Annotated in this window: 15 protein-coding genes and 1 pseudogene; 5 read left to right on the forward strand and 11 right to left on the reverse strand. The window is 71.9% G+C overall.

The features are described from left to right. Positions 1–45 precede the first annotated feature (45 nt). Both OG607_RS14810 and OG607_RS14815 read right to left on the reverse strand, forming a co-directional pair. Complete coding sequence (locus OG607_RS14810) at positions 46–552, reverse strand: roadblock/LC7 domain-containing protein (protein ID WP_405723375.1); 507 nt, start codon at positions 550–552, stop codon at positions 46–48. Next, on the reverse strand, positions 552–2,915 hold the full coding sequence (locus tag OG607_RS14815) for a nitrate- and nitrite sensing domain-containing protein (protein ID WP_405723377.1): 2,364 nt from the start codon (positions 2,913–2,915) through the stop codon (positions 552–554). The genes OG607_RS14810 and OG607_RS14815 overlap by 1 nt, the downstream gene beginning before the upstream one ends. A gap of 336 nt (positions 2,916–3,251) precedes the next feature. Here OG607_RS14815 and OG607_RS14820 point away from each other — a divergent pair, with 336 nt between their 5' ends. Next, positions 3,252–4,025 (forward strand): hypothetical protein, encoded by a 774-nt coding sequence (locus OG607_RS14820; protein WP_405723379.1) that lies wholly within the window; start codon positions 3,252–3,254, stop codon positions 4,023–4,025. Between the two features lie 13 nt (positions 4,026–4,038). Here the strand turns inward: OG607_RS14820 and OG607_RS14825 are convergent. Next, positions 4,039–4,283 (reverse strand): annotated as a pseudogene (locus tag OG607_RS14825) (MarR family transcriptional regulator); the annotation flags it as partial. Between the two features lie 25 nt (positions 4,284–4,308). Between OG607_RS14825 and OG607_RS14830 the strand changes: the two are divergent. Continuing rightward, entirely contained in the window at positions 4,309–4,692 is a 384-nt protein-coding gene (locus OG607_RS14830; protein WP_405723381.1) for a 4-oxalocrotonate tautomerase family protein, read from the forward strand. Here the strand turns inward: OG607_RS14830 and OG607_RS14835 are convergent. The 3 genes from OG607_RS14835 to lon form a co-directional block, all read right to left on the reverse strand. Then, entirely contained in the window at positions 4,689–5,579 is an 891-nt protein-coding gene (locus tag OG607_RS14835) for an aminoglycoside phosphotransferase family protein (RefSeq protein ID WP_405723383.1), read from the reverse strand. The genes OG607_RS14830 and OG607_RS14835 overlap by 4 nt on opposite strands. A 2-nt stretch (positions 5,580–5,581) precedes the next feature. Continuing rightward, positions 5,582–6,067: a MarR family winged helix-turn-helix transcriptional regulator gene (locus OG607_RS14840; RefSeq protein WP_405723384.1), complete on the reverse strand. Its 486-nt coding sequence runs from the start codon at positions 6,065–6,067 to the stop codon at positions 5,582–5,584. An 84-nt stretch (positions 6,068–6,151) separates the two neighbouring features. Then, entirely contained in the window at positions 6,152–8,581 is a 2,430-nt protein-coding gene (lon, locus tag OG607_RS14845; protein ID WP_405723386.1) for an endopeptidase La, read from the reverse strand. A gap of 369 nt (positions 8,582–8,950) precedes the next feature. Between lon and OG607_RS14850 the strand changes: the two genes are divergently transcribed. The 3 genes from OG607_RS14850 (at position 8,951) to OG607_RS14860 (ending at position 14,804) form a co-directional block, all read left to right on the forward strand. Next, positions 8,951–9,691 carry a response regulator transcription factor gene (locus OG607_RS14850; RefSeq protein ID WP_329312575.1) on the forward strand — a complete coding sequence of 247 codons (741 nt, stop codon included), beginning with the start codon at positions 8,951–8,953 and terminating at the stop codon, positions 9,689–9,691. A gap of 43 nt (positions 9,692–9,734) precedes the next feature. After that, positions 9,735–10,862, forward strand: a complete 1,128-nt coding sequence (locus tag OG607_RS14855; protein WP_405723388.1) for an ATP-binding protein — start codon at positions 9,735–9,737, stop codon at positions 10,860–10,862. A gap of 183 nt (positions 10,863–11,045) precedes the next feature. Further along, the gene (locus OG607_RS14860; protein WP_405723389.1) at positions 11,046–14,804 is read left to right on the forward strand and encodes a multifunctional oxoglutarate decarboxylase/oxoglutarate dehydrogenase thiamine pyrophosphate-binding subunit/dihydrolipoyllysine-residue succinyltransferase subunit; all 3,759 of its coding nucleotides are present in this window, start codon (positions 11,046–11,048) and stop codon (positions 14,802–14,804) included. A 76-nt stretch (positions 14,805–14,880) separates the two neighbouring features. Here the strand turns inward: OG607_RS14860 and fxsT are convergent, their stop codons facing one another. The 5 genes from fxsT to OG607_RS14885 form a co-directional block, all read right to left on the reverse strand. After that, complete coding sequence (fxsT, locus tag OG607_RS14865) at positions 14,881–17,862, reverse strand: FxSxx-COOH system tetratricopeptide repeat protein (protein WP_405723391.1); 2,982 nt, start codon at positions 17,860–17,862, stop codon at positions 14,881–14,883. Positions 17,863–17,954: 92 nt separating this feature from the next. Then, positions 17,955–19,289 (reverse strand): aKG-HExxH-type peptide beta-hydroxylase, encoded by a 1,335-nt coding sequence (locus tag OG607_RS14870; protein WP_405723393.1) that lies wholly within the window; start codon positions 19,287–19,289, stop codon positions 17,955–17,957. Then, entirely contained in the window at positions 19,286–20,524 is a 1,239-nt protein-coding gene (locus OG607_RS14875) for an FxsB family cyclophane-forming radical SAM/SPASM peptide maturase (protein ID WP_405723395.1), read from the reverse strand. Before OG607_RS14875 ends, OG607_RS14870 begins: the two co-directional genes overlap by 4 nt. Before the next feature lie 158 nt (positions 20,525–20,682). Beyond that, positions 20,683–20,886: an FxSxx-COOH cyclophane-containing RiPP peptide gene (gene fxsA, locus OG607_RS14880; RefSeq protein WP_405723397.1), complete on the reverse strand. Its 204-nt coding sequence runs from the start codon at positions 20,884–20,886 to the stop codon at positions 20,683–20,685. 83 nt (positions 20,887–20,969) lie between these two features. Next, entirely contained in the window at positions 20,970–24,269 is a 3,300-nt protein-coding gene (locus OG607_RS14885) for an SAV_2336 N-terminal domain-related protein (RefSeq protein WP_405723399.1), read from the reverse strand. Between the last annotated feature and the right edge of the window lie 3 nt (positions 24,270–24,272).

A 24,272-nucleotide genomic window follows, 5' to 3' on the forward strand; every position in this document is an offset into this window, starting at 1 on the left:
CTGCTCCGGCTCCTGCTCCGGCCCCGGGGCTCGCGTGGCGGGGCGTCACTGGCTGCCTCCCTCGACCGATTCGATGGCCTGGCGCAACTCGCTGCGCAGCTCCGGGGTGAGCACGTGTCCGGCCCGGCCCACGAAGAGCGCCATGTGGTACGCGACGACGCTCATGTCGCAGTCGGCGGCCGCGTGCACGCCGAGCAGGGAGCCGTCGCTGATCGACATCACGAAGACGTTGCCGTTCTCCATCGCGACGGCGGTCTGCCGGACCGTGCCGCCCTCCATGAGACGGGCGGCGCCGTCGGTGAGCGAGGCGATCCCGGAGACGACGGTCGCCAGGTCGGCGGTGGAACCGGCCGGGCCCGTGGGGTCGTCATCGGCCTTGGGCTCGGTCTCCTGGGAGGTGAGCAGCAGTAACCCGTCCGAGGAGATGACGGCCACCGAGCGGACGCCCGGTGCCTCCTCCACGAAGTTGGTCAGCAGCCACTGGAGGCTTCGGGCCTCGTGGCTCAGTCTGCGGTTGTCCGTACTCTCGGTGCTGTCCGTACTCGCCGCCATTAACCGCGTGCCTCCTCGACGCCTTCGCTTTCGTCTGGTCCCCCCGGACTTGGTTCACTTTCCGTGTTCGGTTCGAATGCGGCGATTTCCGCTCTGATCTCCGCCGCTTCCGCGTCGGCCTCGGCCCGCCCCTCCCGCAGCCCCTGCTGGAAGCCGCCCAGCCTGCGCCGCAGGGCCTCCGCGTCCACGGGGGCCACCACGGGGGTGCTCTCCTGCCTGACCAGCTCCGTCGCGCGGGGCACGCGCTGCGGCAGTCCCTTGGCGGTGATGCCGGGCAGTTCCTCGTCCGGGCGGGCGTGCTCGGACGCCTCCGGCTCCGGCGTGTGCCTCGGCTTCAGCTTCGGCTTCGGCTTGCGCTCCGCCGCCCGCGCCCTTGGCGAGGGCAGCCGTGCCGGCTCCCCGGCGGCGGCCGCCTCGACCGGGGTCTGCGGCCCGTCTGGGTCGTCGGCGGGGGCGAGGAGGGCGGCGGGTACGACGACGACCGCTGCCAGACCGCCCTGCTTGTGCGCGCGCAGCTCGACACGGATGCGGTGCCGGGCGGCGAGGCGGGCGACGACGTACATACCCATGCCGGTCGTCTCGCCGGACGGCGCCGCCGCATCGGGCTGTTCGAGCAGCGCGTTGAGCCCGGCGAGCCGGTCGGCCGGGATGCCGATGCCCCGGTCCTCGATGGAGAGCATCAGCTCGCCGTCCTCCAGCAGCCAGCCGGACAGCTGCACTTCGCGGTCCGGCGGGGAGAACGCGGCCGCGTTCTCCAGCAGTTCGGCCAGCAGGTGGCTGGTGTCGTCCGCCGCGAAGCCGACCACGCGGCCGGCCGGCAGGAACTGGATGCGTACCCGCTCGTAGCTGTCGATCTCCGACAGGGCGGCCCGCGCGACATCCACCAGCGGCACCGACTTCCCGTGCTGCCCGGTCGGATGCTCGGCCCCGGCCAGCACCAGCAGGTTCTCGCTGTTGCGCCGCATGCGCGTGGCGAGGTGGTCCAGCTTGAAGAGCTGCTTGAGCTCGTCCGGGTCGTCGACGGTGTCCTCAAGGCTCTCGATGAGCGTGAGCTGCCGTTCGATCAGACCCAGCGTGCGCAGGCTGAGGTTGACGTACGTCGCGTGCACCGCCCCCTGCAGCGAGCCGAGCCGCGCGGCGAGCGTGTCCTGCTTGCCGAGCAGGCTGTCGCGCTCGGCGGCCAGGGCGTCGCGTACGCCGAGCAGCGCGGTGTGCTCCGCGTGCAGCCCGGTGACGCGCCCGCGCAGGGCGGCCGTCTCGGCGCCGAGCGCGTTGATGGCCCGGGCCGTGGCGGCGAACTCGTCGTTGCCGATCACCTGCACCTCGGCCGGCGCCGCCGTGCCGCCGCGCGCGAAGCGGTACAGCGCGGCGGCCGGGCGGGTGATCGAGCGGGCGGTGGAGACGCCGATGGCGAGCACGACCAGGAAGCACACCCCGGTGAGCGCGGCGTGCAGTTCGAGGACGGTGACATCGGTGTCACGCACGCTCGCGAGCCGCTTGGCGCTCGCGGCCACGAGCGAGGACTCGACGCTGCGCATCAGGTCGATCCGGGCCGACAGCGCGGACCGTACGTCGGAGGCCTTCAGCGTCCGGTCGGCGGCGGACAGCGAGGTGTCGTCGGTGAGCCGCTCCAGCTGGCTCTCCGCCCGGTCGGCGTCCGAGCCATTGACCGTCTCGTCGTACTGCCTGCGCGCCGCCGCCGAGGCCGTCTCCCGGAAGTCCGCGAGCGCCGCCCGCTGCCGTACGTCGGCGGTCCGCGCGGCATCCGTCAGCGCGGACTGGCCGCCGCCCGCCGTCAGCGCGCCGACCAGCAGCCCGCGTTCGGCCGAGGCGGCCGACACGGCCCGGGTGAGCGCGGGCAGGGCGCTGGTGTCGGCGGACGCGCCCCGGGCGGGGAGCGAGCGGGCGATGGCGGCGCCGATGCCGTCGAGCGCGGCGACCAGCGGCCGGTAGGCGTCGACCGCCCCCAGGACCCCGGCTCCCGCCCCTGCCCCGGCCTTGCGCGCGTCGCGCCGGATGGCGTCCAGCGCGCGGAGCTGCCGGATGAGCTCGGTGACCGCGGCTGCCATCTGCGGCGCGTCATCGGTGTCGACGGCGGCCGCCAGCGCGCCGACATCCCGGGCCTGCCGGCCGACCCGGCCGTCGTCCACGCCGTCCCGCTCGTCGGCGATCGCGTGGGCCAGCGATGCCACCTGGACGTCCAACTGGGCCATGCCGACCAGCCGCTGGGACTCCGACAGATCGCTCGCCGCTATGGCCACTCCGGGGGCGGAGGCGGCCAGCACTGTCACCGCACACACCAGCAGTGCGGCAAGCAGCCGCTGCCGTACACGCTTCTCACGTGGGTTACGTCGTGTTCGCACCGGTGTTCGCTATCCCGTCTCGCCTGGTCACTTGTCCCGAGATGACGACACATCGGCCGAGCACGGCAACGACTCATCCCACCCCGGCATGCGGCTAGACCCTCTCAGCCCATATTGGAGCAGGGATGTGCGTCCCCCACCTCGACACTCGAACGAGTGAATCGCACCCACAAGTTGACGTTCAACCCCCTCAGGGACTGTCTTTTTGCGGCCAGGCGCATATGCCGACGGCCGGTTTGGCGTACAGCGCCCCATCCTGGCAAGATGCGCACCTTCACTGCCCGGTGCGGATCAGTTACACACCGATTACGCACACCTCTCCGGCAGACTGATCGCATGCGCATCGAGACGGCCACCGAGCCCGGCACCCCCGGTCGCCCCAACGAGGATTTCGTGGCAATCGCCCTCCCCACCCCGGATTCCGGCGGTTCCGTTGTCCTCCTCGACGGCGTCACCCCTCCCGCCGACGGCAACGGCTGCGTACATTCCGTCCCCTGGTACGTCGCCCAACTGGGCAGCGCCCTGATCGAACTGTCCACTTCTCGGTTCGAACTGCCTCTTGCCGACTGCCTGGCGATCGCGATTGAACGCACCGCGGACGCGCATCGCGACACGTGTGACCTTTCTCACCATCTCACCCCACAGGCAACCGTCGTCGCAGTCCGATGGGACGCGGACACCGTCGCTCATCTGGTGCTTTCCGACTCCACACTGCTACTGGAGGCCCCCGACGGCGCCATCCGCGCCGTCCTCGACGACCGCATCGACGTCCTCCGCCGCACCCACGGCCGCGTCACCGACGCCCACCGCAACGCCCCTGGCGGCTTCTTCACCGCGGCCGCCGCCCCCTCCGCCGCCGCCCACGCCGTCACCGGCACCACCCCCCGCTCCGCCGTCCGCGCCCTCGCCGCCCTCACCGACGGCGCCGCCCGGCTCGTCGAGGGCTTCCGCACCGAGGACTGGCTCAGCACGTTTTCCGCCCTGCGCAAGCAGGGTCCGGAGGAACTGATCCGCCGCGTGCGCACGGCGGAATTCGCCGACCCGGACGGCGAGCACTTCAGGCGCTGGAAGACCCACGACGACGCGACAGCGGTCCTGGTCGTGCTCTAGACGTTCCGCCCTGTCAGGACTCGTCCCCGCCCATCGCGGCCTCATAAGCGCGCAACGTGTCCACGAACACCTTCCGCTGATCAGGCGTCAGCGGCTCCAGCGCCTCCCGCCAGGCGGTGGCCCCCCGCGCCGGACAGCCAGCTCGTTCACGGTCATCGGCCCGTCGAAGAGCAGCGACGACAGCAGCGACAGATGCCGCGGCGCCGGCGCGAGCGACCTCAGCTCCTCGGGCACCGGAATCCGCTTCGCCCGGCCGACCCGCCCCGCCGGACGGAGCTCCGCCATGCCGCATTTCACCGTGCAGATCCACGAAGAGGAACTCGACGGGAAGGCCGAGCCGGGGCTCATCCGGGCCCTGACGGACTCGGTGGTCGCGGTCTACGGCGAGCGGGCGCGCTCAGCCGCCGTCGTGGAGCTGTTCGGCATACCGCGGCACCGCTGGGGTACGGCCGGCGCGCCCGCCACGGCCACCGCGCCGGTCGTCACCCTGAACATCCGCGAACCGGCGCTCCACCTCCCGGAGATCGCCAACGCCCCCGCGCGGCTCATCGCCTCCATCACCGACGCCGTCGTCACGGTCTTCGGCGAGCCCATCCGCCGGCACGTGACCGTGCTCATCGTCGGCATCCCCTCGGGGCGCTCCGGCGTCGGCGGCGAAGCCGTCTAACACCTCTCCGACAGGACCTCCGCGATCACGTAACGCCCCAGGGCCGCCTTCTCCGGGTACGTCTCCCGGTAGTACGACACCTCCCCCAGCGCGACCGACAGCGCCCAGCCGCGACCGCGCGACCAGGCCGCGTCATCGACGTCCAGCGCGGTGCGGAAGACGCCCCTCGCGTCGGCGGTCAGCAGATACCAGGCCGCGATCAGATCGACGGCGGGATCGCCCAGGCCCATGCAGCCGAAGTCGATGACCGCGCTGAGCCGTCCGCCGGCCAGCAGCACGTTTCCCGGCTGCAGATCCGCGTGGATCCAGACCGCGGGCTCCTGCCACGCGGTGGCCCGCAGGGCCGCGTCCCACAGGGCGGTCGCCGCGTCGGCGTCGATGACGCCCCGGAGCTGCCCGATCGCGGCCCGCGTCATGGCATCCCGCTCCGCCAGTGCCTCGCTGCGGTACGAAGAAGGGCCACCGGCGGGATCGATCCGGCGCAGGGCGGCGACGAATTCCGCCAGGTCCTGTGTCGGCACCCGGTCTTCGGCGGCTCCGCCGATCGCGGGGCACTCGCCGTCGAGCCAGCGGTACACCGACCACGGCCAGGGGTAGCCGCTGCCCGGCCTGCCCATGCCCAGCGGCGCGGGGACGGCCACCGGGAGCGCGGGGGCGAGCCGCGGCAGCCAGTGGTGCTCCCGCTCCACGTCGTCGGCGGCCCCCTTGATGCGGGGGAGGCGTACGACCATGTCCTGGCCGAGCCGGTACATGGCGTTGGAGGTGCCGGCCGAGCCGACCGGCTCGACCGGGAGGTCCGCCCACTGCGGAAACTGTGCGGCGAGCAGCCGGCGGACGAGGGGCTCGTCGGTGTCCGCCTCGTCGGGATGCAGCTTGCCGGCGCTCATGGTCAGGCGCCTTCCTGGGACTCGTTCAGCCGGCGCAGCAGTCGCGCGAGGTCGCCGAGCTCGGCCCGGTCCCAGGCGGCGAGGCGGCTGACGTAGCGCCGGCGCCGGGCCTCGCGGACGCGGGTGAAGCGGGAGCGGCCCTCTTCCGTCAGCTCGACGAGGAAGGCGCGGCCGTCGGCCGGGTCGGGCTCGCGGCGGATGAGGCCGAGGTCCTCGAGGGCGCGGAGCTGGCGGCTCATGGTGGCCTTGCCGACGCCGAAGTAGCCCGCGAGGAGGGTGGCGCGTTCGGGGCCGGTTTCGTGGAGGCGGGACAGGATGCCGTAGGCGGCGGGTTCGAGGTCCGGGTGGACTTCGCGGGCCATGTCGCCGGAGGAGGCGCGGGCGCGGCGGAGGAGGAGGGTCAGCTCGCGTTCGAGCGCCTCCATCACCTGGTCGCCGGTGGCGTTCGCGGTGTTGCCCGCGTCATCGCGCTTTTCGCTCTTTTCCATGATCCGGCCAGTATTTCGCACGACCGGACCGGAAGACATGCCGGTGCCCCCTCCCGGCGCTGCAGGAGAGGGCACCGTTTCCGCTCAGGCAGCGACCGGAGCCTGGGAGGCTCCCAGATCCGCCACGGCCGGCTCCAGCGCGAGCTGGAGCACCTCGCGGACGTCGGAGACCGGGTGGACCTCCAGCCGCTCCAGGACCTCGGCGGGGACGTCGTCCAGGTCGGCTTCGTTGCGCTTGGGGATCACGACGGTCGTGATCCCGGCGCGGTGGGCGGCGAGCAGCTTCTGCTTGAGGCCGCCGATGGGCAGCACGCGGCCGGTCAGCGACACCTCACCGGTCATGGCCACGTCGGTGCGGACCCGCCGCCCCGACAGCAGGGAGGCGAGAGCCGTCGTCATGGTGATGCCGGCGCTGGGCCCGTCCTTGGGGATGCCGCCCGCCGGGACGTGCAGGTGGACGCCACGCTCCTTCAGGTCGGCCACGGGCAGCTCCAGTTCGGCGCCGTGGCTGCGCAGGAAGGACAGCGCGATCTGCGCGGACTCCTTCATGACCTCGCCCAGCTGGCCGGTGAGCTGCAGCCCGCTCCCGCCGGTCTCCGGATCGGCGAGCGACGCCTCGATGTAGAGGACGTCGCCGCCCGCCCCGGTCACCGCGAGCCCGGTGGAGACGCCGGGCACCGCCGTACGCCGCTCCTGCGGGTCCTGGAGGGCCTCCGGGACGTGGTGGGGCCGCCCGATGAGCCCGCGCAGATCGTCCGGGCCGACCGTGAAGGGCAGCTTCTGGTCGCCCAGTTCGTGCTGGGCGGCGATCTTGCGCAGGATGCGGGCGAGCGAGCGCTCCAGGGTGCGTACGCCCGCTTCGCGGGTGTACTCGCCGGCGAGCCTGCGCAGCGCCTCGTCCTCGACGGTGACCTCGCCCTCGGTGAGGCCGGCCCGCTCCAGCTGGCGCGGGAGCAGGTGGTCGCGGGCGATGGTGACCTTCTCGTCCTCGGTGTAGCCGTCGAGCCGGACCAGCTCCATGCGGTCGAGCAGCGGCTCGGGGATGGCGTCCAGGACGTTGGCGGTGGCGAGGAACACCACGTCGCTCAGGTCCAGTTCGACCTCCAGGTAGTGGTCCCGGAAGGTGTGGTTCTGGGCCGGGTCGAGCACCTCCAGCAGCGCCGCCGCCGGGTCGCCCCGGTAGTCGGAGCCGACCTTGTCGATCTCGTCCAGCAGCACGACCGGGTTCATGGACCCGGCCTCCTTGATGGCCCGTACGATCCGCCCGGGCAGCGCCCCGACATACGTACGCCGGTGGCCCCGGACCTCCGCCTCGTCCCGCACGCCGCCCAGCGCGACGCGCACGAACTTCCGCCCCATGGCGCGGGCCACGGACTCGCCCAGCGAGGTCTTGCCGACCCCGGGCGGCCCGACCAGCGCCAGCACGGCCCCGGCCCGGCGGCCGCCGATGACGCCCAGCCCGCGGTCGGCGCGGCGCTTGCGCACCGCCAGGTACTCGGTGATCCGCTCCTTGACGTCGTCCAGCCCCGCGTGGTCGGCGTCCAGGACGGCCCGCGCGCCGGGGATGTCGTAGGCGTCCTCGGTCGTGGTGTTCCACGGCAGTTCCAGGACGGTGTCCAGCCAGGTGCGGATCCACGAGCCCTCGGGGGACGCGTCGCTGGACCGCTCCAGCTTGTCGACCTCCTTGAGCGCGGCCTCCCGCACCTTTTCCGGCAGGTCGGCGGACTCCACCCGGGCGCGGTAGTCCTCGGACTCGTTCTCGGGGTCGCCGTTGAGCTCGGCGAGCTCCTTGCGTACGGCTTCGAGCTGCTGGCGGAGCAGGAACTCGCGCTGCTGCTTCTCCATGCCCTCCTGGACGTCCTTGCGGATGGTGTCCGCGACATCCTGCTCGGCGAGGTGGTCGCGCAGCGTGGTGATGGCGAGCCTGAGGCGGGCCACCGGGTCGGCGGTCTCCAGCAGCTCGACGCGCTGCTTGGTGGTCAGGAAGCCCGAGTAACCGGAGTTGTCGGCGAGCTGCGACACATCGTCGATCTGCTGGACCCGGTCCACGATCTGCCAGGCGCCGCGCTTGCGCAGCCAGCTGGTGGCCAGCGCCTTGTACTCCTTGACGAGCTCCGCCACGGTCCCCGGGGCCTCGGTGGGCGCGGGCTCCGTGAGCTGCGTCCCCTCCACCCAGAGCGCCGAGCCGAGCCCCGTCGTCCCGGCCCCGATCCGGACCCGGCTCACGCCACGGATCACGGCTCCCGGATCGCCGTCCGACAGCCTTCCCACCTGCTCGACCGTGCCGAGCGTGCCGACGGCCGCGTAGTGCCCGTCGACCCGGGGAACGAGCAGCACCCGCGGTTTGTTGCGACCACCGTCGGCCCGCTGAGCCGCCTGCGCGGCCTCGACCGCGGCGCGCACCTCTGCGTCGGTCAGGTCCAGCGGCACGACCATGCCGGGCAGGACGACCGCGTCGTCCAGCGGCAGGACGGGCAGGGTGAGCGGCGCGGACGACGAAGACGAGTTAGCCATGATCTCTCCCTAAGCAATCAAGTTGAGCTATGCAGACTCAATGCTTCTGATGCCGTTGGTGTTCCCCGGGCGTGTTCGCCCTGAGCGATCGGCAGCCGACCGGCAGCCCATCGGCAGTCGGACAGGGCGCGGCTGCCGCCGGGCGGGTTACTGGGGGTATGGTCTGCGCAGCCGTCGGCCGCCTTCGAGGAGGCACCGCGGGCGGCGGAAAACCAGCAGGTCCGGACCATTGAGATCCGCGCGAAACGGGGCGTTCCGGATGCCGTGCATCCGGCATCCAGGCCCACGTAGCCTCGGCCTTCACCGGGCCCGTACGCTGCATGGTCATCACCCACACAACCGACAGCAATCAACCATGGGGGACTGGACATGGACGGCACCAATCCGAATCACGGCGACGCCGGCGCAGTCACGCCCGGCGCGCAGCGGCGGGTGCTGGTGGTGGAGGACGACCCGACGATCGCCGACTCGATCGCGGCCCGTCTGCGGGCCGAGGGCTTCCAGCTCCGGACGGCCGGGGACGGCCCCAGCGCTGTGGACCTGGCCCTCGCCTGGCAGCCCGACCTGCTGGTGCTCGACGTCATGCTGCCCGGCTACGACGGCCTTGAGGTCTGTCGCCGGGTCCAGGCGTCCCGCCCCGTTCCCGTGCTGATGCTCACCGCCCGCGACGATGAGACCGACATGCTCGTCGGGCTCGGGGTCGGCGCCGACGACTACATGACCAAGCCGTTCTCCATGCGCGAGCTGGCCGCCCGGGTGCACGTCCTGCTGCGCCGCGTCGAGCGCGCCACGATCGCCGCCCGCGACCCGCGCGGCGGCAATCTGCACCTCGGCGACCTGGAGATCGACAACGCCCAGCGCCGGGTCCGCGTGCGCGGCAGCGACGTCCACCTCACCCCCACCGAGTTCGACCTCCTGGTCTGCCTGGCCCAGCAGCCGCGCGCCGTGCTGTCGCGCGAGCAGCTGCTCGCCGAGGTCTGGGACTGGGCGGACGCCTCCGGCACCCGTACCGTCGACAGTCACGTCAAGGCCCTGCGCCGGAAGATCGGCGCCGATCGCATCCGTACGGTGCACGGAGTCGGCTACGCGCTGGAGACGCCCGCGCCGTAGTCCTCCGCAGCACCATGGCGGCACGATGAGGGGAACGCAGGAGATGGCCAGAGCCGAGCCCGCGGTTCGCAGCAGTCACGCCACGACCACCGCCACCTGGCGCGCACAGGTGTGGGAGGCGCTGCGGCCCTACGACCCGTTCCGGTCGATCAAGGCGGCGCTGCAGGTGCTGGTGGTCGTATCGGTGCTGATCACGACGCTGCTGGTCTTCGTGGCGATGGAGTCCAAGACCGGGATACGCATCATCACGATCTTCTCGATCATCGCGTCGCTGCTCATAACCCAGTTCGTGGCGCACGGCCTCACCGCCCCGCTGCGCGAGATGACCGCCGTCACCAAGGCGATGGCCAACGGCGACTACGGCCGGCGCGTCGCCATCGTGCGGCGGGACGAGGTCGGCGAGCTCGCCGACGCGTTCAATCTCATGGCCGCCGACCTGGAAGCGGTCGACCGGCACCGCAAGGAACTCGTGGCAAATGTCTCACATGAGCTGCGTACGCCCATCGCCGCGCTCCGCGCCGTCCTGGAGAACGTCGTGGACGGCGTCGTCGAGGCCGACCCCGAGACCATGCGCACCGCGCTGGCCCAGACCGAACGGCTGAGCCGGCTGGTCAGCCAGCTGCTCGACCTCTCCCGGCTCGACAGCGGCGTCGTCCTGCTGGACGCCAAGCGGTTCGAGGTCTGGCCCTACCTGGCCGCCGTCATCAAGACCGCCAGCCTCGGCCTCCAGGGCGGCCCCGGCGCCGGTACGCGGGCCCGCGCCGACGTCCACCTGCACCTGGACGTCTCGCCGCCCGAGCTGACCGCCTACGCCGACGCCGAGCGGCTCCACCAGGTCGTGGCCAACCTCGTCGACAACGCCGTCAAGCACAGCCCGCCCAGCGGCCGCGTCACCGTACGCGCCCGCCGCGGCGCCGGCCCCGGCAGCCTGGATCTGGAGGTCCTGGACGAGGGCCCCGGCATCCCCGCCGCCGAGCGCGGCCGCGTCTTCGAACGCTTCAACCGCGGCAGCGCCCGCGCCTCCGGCCCGGCCGACGGCGGCACCGGCCTCGGCCTCGCCATCGCCCGCTGGGCCGTCGACCTCCACGGCGGAGCGATTCTCGTCGCCGAGTCGCCCCGCGGGTGCCGCATCCGGGTGACCCTGCCGGGCTCGGGCCCGGCGGCACTCTGACGGCGTGCGGCCCCGGCGCAGCCGATTCGGCACGTCATTCCCGCCGAAACATACCCCGAAACCAGCCTTCCGGTGTGACTTAGGCGACGACTGCCCCCCGGGCCTGCATGAAGGGCCCCGGTAGGCGTAGCCTTTATTTCCGCTGTCCATCACCTTGTGAAGCGGAAGAGGGCGGTTGCCGCCGTGTCGCCACAGTCCCCCAATAGCTCGAGCGTCTCGACCGACACCGACGGGCAGGGCAAGAGCCCTGCCCCCGGGTTCGGAGCCAATGAGTGGCTCGTCGATGAGATCTACCAGCAGTACCTCCAGGACCCGAACTCGGTAGACCGAGCCTGGTGGGACTTCTTTGCCGATTACAAGCCGGGAACGGACACCGGGTCCGCCGTGGCCGCGTCCGCGGCGTCGCCGGCTCCGGCGGCGGCCCCTGTCGCGCCTCCGGCCCCCGCGCCGGTGGCCGCCGTGGCGCCCACCCCGGCGCCCGCTGCTCCCGCCCCCACTCCCGTAGCGGCGGCCCCGAAGCCGGCCGCGAAGGCCCCGGCCAAGGCGGCCCCGGCCGCCGAGGGCGGTTCGGGTACGGAGTACGTGACGCTGCGCGGCCCGTCCGCGGCGGTGGCGAAGAACATGAACGCCTCGCTGGAGCTGCCCACGGCGACGTCCGTGCGCGCGATCCCGGTGAAGCTGCTCTTCGACAACCGGATCGTGATCAACAACCACCTGAAGCGCGCTCGCGGCGGCAAGGTGTCCTTCACGCACGTCATCGGCTACGCGATGGTGCAGGCGCTGAAGATCATGCCGTCGATGAACCACTCCTTCGCGGAGCGGGACGGCAAGCCGACGCTGGTCAAGCCCGAGCACGTCAACCTGGGTCTGGCCATCGACCTGGTCAAGCCGAACGGCGACCGCCAGCTGGTCGTCGCGGCGATCAAGAAGGCCGAGACGCTCAACTTCTTCGAGTTCTGGCAGGCCTACGAGGACATCGTCCGCCGCGCCCGCTCGAACAAGCTGACGATGGACGACTTCACCGGCGTCACCGCGTCGCTGACCAACCCCGGCGGCATCGGCACCGTGCACTCCGTGCCGCGCCTGATGCCCGGACAGGGCCTGATCCTCGGCGTCGGCTCGATGGACTACCCGGCCGAGTTCCAGGGCACCTCGCAGGACACCCTGAACAAGCTGGGCATCTCCAAGGTGATGACCCTCACCTCGACGTACGACCACCGCGTGATCCAGGGCGCCGCCTCCGGCGAGTTCCTGCGGATCATGAACCAGCTGCTGCTCGGCGAGAACGGCTTCTTCGACGACATCTTCGAGGCGCTGCGGATCCCGTACGAGCCGGTCCGCTGGCTCAAGGACATCGACGTCTCCCACGACGACGACGTCACCAAGGCCGCCCGCGTCTTCGAGCTGATCCACTCCTACCGGGTCCGCGGCCACGTCATGGCCGACACCGACCCGCTGGAGTACCGCCAGCGCAAGCACCCCGACCTCGATGTCATCGAGCACGGGCTCACGCTGTGGGACCTGGAGCGCGAGTTCGCCGTCGGCGGCTTCGCGGGCAAGACGATGATGAAGCTCCGCGACATCCTCGGCGTGCTGCGCGACTCGTACTGCCGCACCGTCGGCGTCGAGTTCATGCACATCCAGGACCCGAAGCAGCGCCGCTGGATCCAGGACCGGGTCGAGCGCCAGCACTCCAAGCCCGAGCGCGACGAGCAGCTGCGCATCCTGCGCCGCCTGAACGCCGCCGAGGCCTTCGAGACCTTCCTGCAGACGAAGTACGTCGGCCAGAAGCGCTTCTCGCTCGAAGGCGGCGAGTCCGTCATCCCGCTGCTGGACGCCGTCATCGACGCGGCCGCCGAGTCGCGCCTGGACGAGGTCGTCATCGGCATGGCCCACCGCGGCCGGCTCAACGTCCTCGCCAACATCGTCGGCAAGTCCTACGCCCAGATCTTCCGCGAGTTCGAGGGCAACCTCGACCCGAAGTCGATGCACGGCTCCGGCGACGTGAAGTACCACCTCGGCTCCCAGGGCACCTTCACCGGCCTGGACGGCGAGCAGATCACCGTCTCGCTGGCCGCGAACCCCTCCCACCTGGAGGCCGTCGACCCGATCGTCGAGGGCATCGCGCGGGCCAAGCAGGACATCATCAACAAGGCCGGCACGGACTTCACCGTCATGCCGGTGGTCCTGCACGGCGACGCGGCCTTCGCGGGCCAGGGCGTCGTCGCGGAGACCCTCAACATGTCGCAGCTGCGCGGCTACCGCACGGGCGGCACCGTGCACATCGTGATCAACAACCAGGTCGGCTTCACCGCCGCCCCGGCCGAGTCGCGCTCGTCGATGTACTGCACCGACGTGGCCCGCATGATCGAGGCGCCGATCTTCCACGTCAACGGCGACGACCCGGAGGCCGTGGTGCGCGTCGCGCGCCTCGCCTTCGAGTTCCGCCAGGCGTTCAACAAGGACGTCGTGATCGACCTGGTCTGCTACCGCCGTCGCGGTCACAACGAGGCCGACAACCCGTCCTTCACCCAGCCCCTGATGTACGACCTGATCGACAAGAAGCGCTCGGTGCGCAAGCTCTACACCGAGTCCCTCATCGGCCGGGGCGACATCACCCTGGAAGAGGCAGAGCAGGCCCTCCAGGACTACCAGGGCCAGCTGGAGAAGGTCTTCACCGAGGTCCGCGAGGCCACCGCCCCGGCGACCCCGGCGACCGAGGAGACGGCCACCGCCGTCCCGGACTTCCCGGTCCCGGTCGACACGGCCATCAGCCAGGAGACCGTCAAGCGCATCGCGGCCGCCCAGGTCAACCTCCCCGACCGCATCACCGTCCACCCGCGTCTGCTCCCGCAGCTCCAGCGCCGGGCGGCCTCCGTCGAGGACGGCACCATCGACTGGGCCATGGGCGAGACCCTCGCCTTCGGCTCCCTGCTGATGGAGGGCACCCCGGTCCGCCTCGCCGGCCAGGACTCCCGTCGTGGCACCTTCGGCCAGCGGCACGCCGTCCTCGTCGACCGCGAGACCGGCGAGGACTACACCCCGCTGCTCTACCTCTCCGAGGACCAGGCCCGCTACAACGTCTACGACTCGCTGCTCAGCGAGTACGCGGCGATGGGCTTCGAGTACGGCTACTCGCTGGCCCGCCCGGACGCCCTCGTCCTGTGGGAGGCCCAGTTCGGCGACTTCGTCAACGGCGCCTCCACCATCGTCGACGAGTTCATCTCCTCCGCCGAGCAGAAGTGGGGCCAGACCTCCGGCGTCACCCTGCTCCTCCCCCACGGCTACGAGGGCCAGGGCCCGGACCACTCCTCCGCCCGCATCGAGCGCTTCCTCCAGCTGTGCGCCCAGAACAACATGACGGTCGCGGCTCCCTCCACCCCGGCGAGCTACTTCCACCTCCTGCGCTGGCAGGTGCACAACCCGCACCACAAGCCGCTCATCGTCTTCACCCCGAAGTCGATGCTCCGGCTCAAGGCCGCCACTTCGCGCGTCGAGGACTTCACCAACGGCTCCTTCCAGCCCGTCATCGGTGACCCGTCGGTCAACCCCGAGGACGTCCGCAAGGTCGTCTTCTGCTCCGGCAAGATCTACTACGACCTCGTCGCCGAGCGCACCAAGCGCGGCAACACCGACACCGCCTTCATCCGCATCGAGCGGCTCTACCCCCTCCCCGGCGTAGAGCTCCAGGCGGCCCTCGCCCCCTTCACCAAGGCCCAGAAGTACGTCTGGGCCCAGGACGAGCCCGCCAACCAGGGCGCCTGGCCCTTCATCGCGCTCAACCTCATCGACCACCTCGACCTGGTCCTCGGCGCCGCCCCCGACAACGCCGACCGACTGCGCCGCGTCTCCCGTCCGGCGTCCTCGTCGCCGGCCGTGGGCTCGGCGAAGCGCCACCTGCAGCAGCAGGAGGAGCTGATCCGCGAGGTCTTCGAGGTCTGATCCCCTGGACCTCCCGCGTACGAAAGGGCCGGGCTCCCTCCGCATCACGCGGCGGGAGCCCGGCCCTTTCGGCCACCTACGCCGGTAGTGGTTCGAACTCCCAGACCGGGCGGGTACGGTTCTGCGCCGCGATGGTCTGCGGGTGCTGGGGACCGAGAACGCGGGAGAGCCGCTGGAGGACGTCTTCTTCCTGCTTCGCCGCCTCATCGCGCTGGTTCAGCCCGCGCAGGTCCGAGGCCACAGCGACCTGGCAGCAGAACGTGAGGGGGTGCTCCGGCCCCAGGACTGCCGTGGCCCGGCGGTGGGTGTCACGGGAGAGCTCCGCGGCACCGCCGATCTGTCCCACGACGTTGCGGCAGGCGGAGGTGTTCAGGGCAACCCCGATGGTCCAGGGGTGTTCGTCGCCGAGGGTGGTGCGCATCCCGGACAGCGCCTGCTCGCAGAGGTTGAGCGCCTCGTGCCGCTCGCCCTGGGCGCGCAGGACCAGGCCAAGGTTGCCGACCGAGCCGAGGTAGTAGGGATGGGCGAGGCCCAGTTGCCGCTGGTAGGCCTGGATGACGCTCTCGTGCAGTCGGCGGGCGCCTTCGAGATTGCCGGAGGCGCGCAGGAGAACGGCATAGTCGGAGATGACCATGAGGGTCCACGGGTTCTGCGGGCCGAGGACCTGCCGGCAGCGTTCCACGAGTCCGGCGAGCCGGTCTTCCGCTCCGGCGTGGTCGCCTGCGCGGCGCGTGCACAGGGCCAGATTGTGTTCGGCGATCAGGGTGTTGGGGTGATTCTCGCCGAGCGTCAGCACGAAGTTGCGCATGCCCTGCTCCTGGCGGGCCAGTGCTTCGCGATAACGCCCCATCAGTCGAAGGTCGATGGCGCACTGGGTACCGGAGGTGAGTGTGAAGGGGTGGCGGGTGCTCAGTACCCGCTCGCGTCGGCGCAGGGTGTCGAGGTCCAGGTCGTATGCCTCGCGGTAGTGGCCGAGAAGCTTGATCGTGATCGCCAGGTTGTTCTGGGCGTTCAGGGCGAGCGGATCGTCCTCGCCGAGCAGCTCACGGTACGAGTTCCAGCACCGCTCGTAGATTTCGCGGGCCTCGGCGTACTTGGCGAGCCGGTTGAGCACCGAGGCCAGCAGCCCCGCGAAGCGCAGCGTTTCCAGGTCCCGTTCACCGCGATCGTCGGTCAGGTGCTCGGTCACCGACCGGCTGAGCCTCTCGGCCTTGCGGAAACGGCCCGTGCTGCGCAGGGCGTTGACGTATTGGAAGGTCTCCTCGCGCACCATCGGGTGGTCCTCGCCCAAGGCTGCGTTCCAGTGCTCGTACGTCGCCTCGCACAGGCGCAGGCAGGTGGTGTATTCACCGGAGTTGTAGAGGTAACGCAGGCAGTTGAGGACGAAGCGCTGAATAACAAGGTCAGTGGAGGCGAGCGTGCCGGAGGACTCCAGATGGGGGATGAGTTCGGCGTAGCGGGGCCACTGCCGGGTGTCGTCAGGGCGGCCGGGGTCGGCGGCTGCGAGTACTCCGCTGATGGCACGGGAGAGTTCGGTCTGCTCGTCGGCGGGGATACCGTCGCGGACGATGTTGTGGACCATGCGGTGCAACTGGACTGCCTGCGCGCCGCTGCCGGGGTCGTCGCCGCCGGTCTGCGGGTCGGAGTATTCCAGGCCGACGACGGAGTACTGGACCAGCTTGTTCAGGGCGGTGTTCCACCGCAGAGGGTCGTTCATCAGCCAGCGGAGGTCTTCGGGCAGGCTGTCGGCCGGGATCTCGCGGAGCAGGCGGACCGGGACGGGGCCGGCGGCGAAGAAGACGCAGAGGCGGAGCAGTTGCAAGGCCTCGGGGGAGGTCTCACGCAGGTTGTTGAGGAGTATCGCGAGGGCGGTGGGAAACGGCACGGGGTAGTCGGAGGAGACCGAGACCGCGTCGCGATTGTCCATGCGGCTTTCGAGCAGCCTGACGTAGGCGCCGACGTCCATGGGGGATTCGGCCAGCCAGCCGGCGGTCTGGTCGAGAGCCAGCGGGTAGTCCTCCAGCACCTGGGCGAGGGCATCCGCGTCGGACTCGGTCAGGCGGCGGGCCCGGCGCCTGACGAAGCTGACGCTCTCGCTGCGGGCGTAGAGGGGGATCTCCATGAGGGCCGAGCTGTGTGCGGCCCACTCACGGTTGCGTGAGGTGATGAGGACGTGGCCGGGTCCGGAGGGCAGTAGTTCCACCAGGTGCTGGGGGTCGTCGGCGCTGTCGAAGATGGTGAGCCACCGTGCGTGCGGGTTGCCTCTGCGCAGCGCTTCGAGTCCGGCGCGGATCCGCGCACCGTAGTCGGGTCCGGTCCGCAGCCCCAGGGCGGGGGCAAGGTCGGCCAGCCGCTCACGCAGGGTGCCGCGCTGCTGGGCCGGGACCCACCAGACGACGTCGTAGTCGGAGGCGAAACGGTAGGCGTACTCGGCGGCGATCTGGGTCTTGCCGACGCCGGAGATGCCCAGCAGGGTGACCACGGCGGTGCCGCGCGGAGCCTTGTTCAGCTCCTCCTGGATCTGGGCGAAGATGGCGTGCCGGCCGGTGAACCGCGGGTTGCGGCGCGGTACGCCGCCCCAGACCTCGGGCGGATCGTTGGGGAAGCGCGGGGCACGGACCCGGCCTGAGTCGACCCCGATACGGTCGTTGGGCAGCCCGAGCCGGGTCAGGAGCCGATGTTCCGCTTCCCCGGCGTCGATGCCCCACAGTTCGACCGGCTCCAGGACGGCGACGGCGGGCGGCGTGGTCCGGTCGGTGAGAGAGACGGCTGCGAAGCGGTGAGCGCTGTCGGCGATCAAGCCGCGCAGGACACCGTTCCACTCGGCGTCGGTACGGGCCCCGGAGGCGAAGAAGAGCTCGCTGAGCACCAACACGATCGTGCCACTGGCGGCGAGCAGGTCGCGCAGCGCCTCCTCCAGAGGAACCCCGGGCGGCGGGTCCCAGCGCTGGAGAGTGACGCGATGGCCGTGCTCGCGCAGCCGGTGTGCGGTCCACGCCGCCCAAGGGCGGTTGAACCCGGCGAAGCTGATGGTGAAGTGCTGCTGCTCCACGGTCATACGACCGTCTCCCTCGTGCAGGCGGACGGAAGCCCAGATTACCCTAAGTCATGGCTTGCTCACGGTCTGCCGTGGACAAGTGTGCGTCGCGGTCAGGGCCCGCCGGCGAACCCGTCCGGGAATTGCCGGACCCAGTGTGCTCGCCGTGCCGTCAGCTCCGCGACCGCTCGGGCATGATGTGCGGGCGGCGGCGGCACGTGCCTCAGAGCCGCGTGTTTCGCCGCCAACTCCATCATGAACTCCCCTCCGGCGTGGGTAAGTTGATCAGAATCCGCGATGGTGGGCAAGACTGCGCGAACCTGTTCCACGGAGGTGGCGTACTCGCCCCATGCCAGCTCCCGGCCGTCGTCCGGCAAACCGTCGGCCAGTGCCGCCCGCTGCCAGAAGTCCGCCAGCGACAGGTGGGCGTAGACACCCTGCACCAGTCCGTCGAAGGGGCGTGGGTCGGGACGCCATGGGGCCCAGTGCCGTCGCTCGGGGCCTGCGGTGTGCAGGGGGGCGAGGTCACACAGGGCCGTCAGCTTGTTGTGGGCGAGTTCGTGGACGAGGAGTGCGGCGAAACGCAGCGCGGAGGGCTGACGGCGGGCGAGTACGGAGCCGAAGGCCGCCCGGTCGGTGGCACTGCCCGTCGCTGAGGCGGGGTCGAGCGGATTGATCGCAAGCAGCAGGTCGGCGCGTTCCGCGAGGCGTTCGGGGTCGATGTGCCGCAGCACCGCCGTGGAGCCCTGCCAGAGCCCCCGCCAGGCCCGCAGTTCGGCCTGCGGAAGCGGGCCGGAGAGCAGCAGGCGCCCGGTGGCGTCGTCAGGAGCCCGATAGGGGTCGATGTCGTCCAGGGCGACACCGCCCGGCAGCAGATGCAGGCTGCGCCAGCGCAGGTCGGCGGACCGCCAGGTCCCGTCGTACGGGGAGGCGGCGGCTTCGACGGGGTGCCCGCCGGGCGCGGCCAGGCGCAGAACTCCTGCCTCCCCGCTGACGACGACCTCCGTCGGGCCCCCGGGCAACCGCAGCGCTCCCAACGTGGGCAGCACGAGCAGCGGTCCGTAGGTACGCAGGCCCATGCGGAAGGGCACCCCGGCCCGCAGGCACGCGGCGGCCGCGACTGCGCCCAGATAGCCGAAGTCGGCGGTCGGGGCCAGGCCGGCCCGCAGCCTGCCCAGCGTACGGACGGCCCACGCTCCCACGGCGGGATAGTGGAGGACGGTGCGCAGTGCCTGCGGGTCGCGGGCCTCGGCCGCCTCCAGCAGATCCCAGTGAGCCGCCGCCTCGCCCGGCGGGGCGAGGTCGAGAACGCCACGGAGGAGGAGGAGCCGTTTGCTGTGCTGACCGGCGATCAGCAGGGCCGTGGCGCGTTTGCCCGCCCCGGTGCGGGCCAGTTGGCGCAGCACGTCCTCGGGCACGCTGTGCCGGGACTCGGTCAGGCTGGTCATCGGGCCGCCGGCACAGCGGTGGGGCGGATCAGCTCGCTCGCCCGCCCTGCGATGTGGCGGATGAGGGAGTCGAGGTCCGCGCAGTGGACGGAAGGCTGACGGAAGCCGTGGCCCGCTCGGTAGCGGTGCGGGTAGAGGCCGCCACCGCAGATATCGCGCAGGTCGCACGCCCGGCAGCAGTCGGCCAGTGCCGCCGGGCCGAGTTGCCGGGCGGTGAATCCGGGGTGGTCCAGGGCCTGGTCGAAGGTGTGCTCACGGAGGGTGAGACCGGTCTCGGAAGCCCCTTCGTAGGCGGACTTGAGCGAGTCGACCTGTTCGATGGTTCCGTCTGTCTCGATCACGGCGACGGCCACCGGGGCCAGGCCCAGCGCCTCGGTCGCGGCCGGGGCGCCGAGCAGCAGGGCCAGGATCTCCTCGAAGAGCCGGATCCTGGTAAGGCGGCGGGCGGCACCGAACCAGGCGTCGAAGACCGGTATGAGCCAGTCGGCGTACGGCGTGGTGCCCGGGGCCGCGCCGGGCGGCGGGGCCGACCAGTTGGCGTGCGGCAGCAGCAGGTCCAGGGCGGGTGGGCGCAGGGCGAGCAGCGATTCGTAGGTCTCCAGCGGGTCCTGGTCCGGATCGACGACGCACAGGATGCCGGCGTACGTCTCCGGGCGGGCCGTCAGCAGCCGCAGTCCTTGGGCGGCGGCGGGCCATGAGGTGCGCCCGGCGTGGTCCGGACGCCGCGCGTTGTGCGCCGGCAGGCCGCCGTCGAGGCTGACGCCGACCCGGATCCGGGCGGCGGCGAGGGTGTCCAGGACGTCGGGGGTGAGCAGGGTGCCGTTGGTCTGGAGGGTGCTGTGCAGCTCGCACCCGTCGGGCAGCGCGGTCCGGACCGCCTCGACGTGCGCGGCGAGCACGTCGGCGGGGGTCAGCAACGGTTCCCCGCCGTGCAGGACGAGGTCGACCCGGCGCAGCCCGTGTGTGGCGGCGTGCTCGGCGATGCGGGCGGCGGCCAGGCGGACGATGGCGCTGCTGATGCGGGGCGGGCGGCGCCGCCAGCCGCTGTCGGCCATTTCGTAGACGTAGCAGTACGAACATGCCAGATTGCAGCGGCTGTTGACCTTGAGGACAAACTGCCGGAAGGGAGCGGGGCGGTGGCCTGCGGCGCGCAGAGCGGGCACATCGAGGACTGCGTAGGGCCAGGGCGCCAGTCTCCGGTGCGCGACGTCTGCGCTCGGGTCGTGCGGCGTCATGGGTCACCTCCCCCGCGTGGTGCCGATCGAGCATCGGTTCTTCCGTCATTGGCCGGTCCGCAAACACGCACGGATCGAACTTGACCGATTCGCACGAGCCCCATCCGGTTCATGGCCGGTTCCCGGTCGGCTCTCTCACCAACCTTTGTCGACGCGCGTCACGGCATCGACGTGTTGTGTTCGGCGAACACTCCTTCCGGGTCGAGCGCTCGCTGGACCAGGTGCTCGATCACCTCGGACAGCACCGGGTGGTCGAGGGTGCGCAGCGCCTCCAGATCGACGCCGGTGAGATCGGGCAGGCGGCCGGCGCACATCGCGGGCGCGGTCCGCGTGTCGGAACCCACATGCTGTTCGTTCGTCAACCTCGGCTCCTTTGCTGCCTGTTCGGGGCTGGAGAGGTATTCCCCAGGCCCCGGCGGGCAAACGGTCGGCAGGCCCGGCCGGATCACGGGAGGGCTCCGCCGAGTTCTCGGATACGTGCTGCGGTGCGCTCGGCGTCGCCGCCGACGATGGCGGGCAGTTCCCGCCAGAGGTCCGCGGCGGTGCGGTAGGCGTCCAGGGCGCTGCGCGGGCGGCCCATACGCTCCAGTACCTCGCCGCGCAGGTGGTTGACGCGGGCGGCCAGCGCGCGGGCGGTGTCCCGGCGGGCCGCCTGGTCGACCCGCAGGGCCGCGCGCCAGGCCCGGCGGTAGGAATCGCCGGCCTGTTCCAGGCAGCCGGGTTCCCCGGTGCGCTCGTACAGCTCCTGTTCCACGTCGCCGTGCTCGCGCCAGGCCCTGGCCTCGCGCAGCGGGTCGGGGCTGGTGCGGGCGGCGAGTTCCAGTATGTGCTCGGCCTCGCGCAGGTCCACCGCATCGCGTTCGTAGGTGTGCCGCAGCCGCAGAGCGGTGCCGAGCAGCAGCAGCCCCTCGGCGGCGCGGGCATCGCGCTCGGGGGTCTCGGCGCGGGCGTCGCGCAGCACCCGTACGGCCTGGGAGACCAGGGTCTGGCCGCCGGGAAGCGCGGCCCGGGTGAGGAGCGTCTCGCCCCAGTCGGCCAGGACGGCGGCGTACTCCTCGCTGTCGCGGCGGACCATTCGGCGTGCCTCCTCGAAGGCCGCGGCGGCGAGGTCCAGGTCGGCGGGGTCGCCCGACTCCTCGTGGCGGACCCGCCGGGCCCGTGCGGCGCGCAGCAGGGCGGTGACCCGGTGTTCGGCGGGTGCCGGGCCGGTCATCAGCGGCCGGAGCCGGTCCAGGGCCTCGTCGAGCCGGCCGGGCAGGTGGGTGAGGGCGGCGGCGAGGTCGAGGCGGGCCCGGTCGCTGCGGTGCCGGTCGGCCGCCGTGCCGCCGGCGAGGGTGGTCAGAGCCGCCTGGAGGTGGTCAGCGGCGCGCTCCGCGTATCCGGTGCGGCGGGCGGGGTCCGGGGCCGCTTCGGCGAGCGCCAGCAGGACGCCGCCCAGTTCCAGCCGCAGGGCGGAGGCGGGAGGGCCGTCGGCCGCGCCGAGGGCTTCCAGGGTGCTCAGTGCCTCCAGCAGGAACGCCTGGTCGTCCTGGACGTGGGCCAGTTCCTGGAGGGTGCGGGCCCGGCGCAGGGTGGCGTCGAGCAGTGCGGCCGCGTCCAGGTCGGGCAGGGCGCATACGGCGGCGTAGTGCCGGTCGGCCGACTGCAACAGCTCGGCCGCCTCGTCCCGCTCGCCCGCGTCCGCCAGCCCGCGGCCCTGTTCCTGCAGCACTCGGGCCAGCACGGCGCGGAATCCCGCGGTGCCGGGCAGCAGCAGCGCCCGCTCCACCGCGGTGCGGGCCTCGGCCAGCAGCTCGGGGTCCCGCTGGATTTCCCACAGGCGCAGCAAGGCGCCGGAGAGTTCGGCTTCGGGCAGACCGTCCGGCGACGGACCGGCGGCGACGGTACGGCGCAGGACCTGGACGGCGCGGAAGAGGCTGCGCTCGGTCTGCTCAGTGTCATAACGGCGCATCAGCTCGCGGGCCACCCGCAATGCTTCGGCGGGGTCGGGAACCACCGACGGGCCCGTGGCACGGCCGGAACCGGATGCGGCCGGGCCGAGGAGCGGGAGGGAGGGCAGGTAGCGCAGCACGACCCGCGCGGGAACCGTCGCGAAGGGCTGTGGCACCCGCGTGGTGGGCCGCAGGCCCGGTTCCCCGGCGGCCACCGGGTCGTCGCCGCGTTCCACCGAGGGAAAGTCGGCGGTACTGGCGCCCGCGAGGTGGGCGACGGCGAGGGCCGGGAAGTTGTGCGCGGCCTTGCCGAAGTGCTGTTCGACGTACGCGGAGCAGTGCTTGAGAACCAGAGTCGCCTCGTCCCGGCCGAGCGGGCCGAGCAGCACGTCGCGTACTCCGTCGAGGAATTCGTACCATTGCTCCGAAGGGTCACCGCCCTGGGCCCCGACCCGCACCAGCAGCCCGCTCAGCAGGACTTCGGCGAGGTCGGCAGGGCCGGAGCCGGGCAGCATGGTGCGCTGTACGAGCTGCATCACCGGCAAGGTGAGAGGGGCGGCCGAGAGGTAGACGGCGAGTTGTACGGCGGTCGGCGAGGCAGTCGAGCGGAAGCGCCCGACGAGTTCGAGCGGCGGTCGTACGGCCGGGACGCCCCCGGGTGGAGTCGCTCCGACCGGCTGCTCGGCGACGGCGGCGTCGCCGGGGCGCACCCAGGCCACGGTGGCCCGCACCGAGCCGGCTCCGGTGCCGGACAGCAGCCGCGCCCAGGCTCCCAGTGCCGCGCTGGTGGGCGGGAGCACGGGGACGGGCAGGGCGCCTGGGCCGGGGCCCCGGTCGGCGCGCACACGGCGGTCGGAGGTGAAGCGCAGCGGGAGCACCGCGCCCTCGTCGCGGCGCAGCACCCCCACCTCGGCGGGCAGTCTGGTGCGCGCCCAGAGCCGGGGCGGCAGCGGCTGGAGTACTGCGACGGGGACATGCAGGCCCCAGCTGTACAGCAGCCGGTGGGCCTCGCCGCTGTGCCACAGCGGTCCGGCACAGTCGCTGACCAGGACGGTCAGCCCCCGCCCGGTCGGGTCGCTGAGCTGTTCTGCGGAGCGCAGGGTGCTGCCCGCTTCGGGGCCGGTCGCGATGGCGGCCGTGCCGTCCGGCAACCGGTGCAGGTAGTGGACCTGGACGTCGCGGAAGGCGCCGAGCTGTTCGCACACCTGCCGGATCTCCTCCAACAGCCGCCCCCAGACGGCCATCGACGAAGAGGTGTCCATCACCAAGCGCATGGTGGTTTCGCGTCGCCGGTCGGCGCGGAACACGGGGATGATCAGGCCGCCGGTTCGGGCGCCGAGGTCGGCGGTGGCCTCCTCGTCGAGCACCTGGGCGACCGGCGGGGCGGGCGCGTGGAAGCGTTGCAACGGTCGCAGGGCGCGCTGGAGTTCGAGCAGGCCGGGTAACGCGGAGGCGGCGGGTACGCGAACCGGCACCGCGGTGCCGACCAGCCGTCCGTCGGGCGGGCCGCCGCGAGGAGTGCGGCCGGCGTAGAGCGCCACCTGGCGTGGGTCCTCCACGGCGACGGGGCGGGCCGCCGGGTCGTCGGGCTGTTCTCCGGGGCCGTCGGGCCGGTCGGCCATGCCTGGCTTGTGCGGAACTTCCGGTTCTCCGTCCGGTGCGGGGTCGTCGTCGCGCGGTGGTGCCTGAGCCGTGGGTTTCGCCCACCGCGCGAGCCATACGGCGTCGGCCAGCTCGCGGGCGGCAGGATCGAGCCCCGCCTGGCGCAGCAGGCCGGCCAGGACGGCGATGGGGTCGGGAACGGGGTCGGGCACGGC

Origin of the sequence: Streptomyces sp. NBC_01537 (assembly GCF_045040445.1) — a bacterium.
GTDB lineage: Bacteria > Actinomycetota > Actinomycetes > Streptomycetales > Streptomycetaceae > Actinacidiphila.